Consider the following 368-nt stretch of genomic DNA (forward strand, 5'->3'; position numbering starts at 1 on the left):
GAAGATGTAACTGCTTTTAAAAATCAAGCAGATTTAGTAGTGAAATACAATATGAGAGTTGCTAGAATTGATGCACTTTTTGATCCAACAATCATGTTAGTTGTTTCGATTTGCTATATTATTGCGGTTGTTTATGGTTCTAGATTAGTTATTGCAGATGATATTACTGTTGGGCAATTAATTACATTTGTTACTTATTTAGGCATATTAATTTGGCCAATGCTTGCAATTGGATGGTTATTCAATATTGTCGAAAGAGGCCGTGCTTCTTATGATCGAATCCGTTCTTTATTAAGTGTTGAACCAGAAATTAAAAATACAAAAAATGCATTAGAAAAACTTCCAATGGGTGAAATTACTTATTCAAT

General features: G+C 30.7%; 1 protein-coding gene. It reads left to right on the plus strand.

The window, feature by feature from the left end; translation table 11 throughout:
* Window positions 1–368 (plus strand): ABC transporter transmembrane domain-containing protein (locus tag CN514_RS25215; RefSeq protein ID WP_286141841.1); only part of this gene is annotated, 368 nt, incomplete at both ends.

Origin of the sequence: Bacillus sp. AFS001701 (assembly GCF_002559405.1) — a bacterium.
Lineage (GTDB): Bacteria > Bacillota > Bacilli > Bacillales > Bacillaceae_G > Gottfriedia.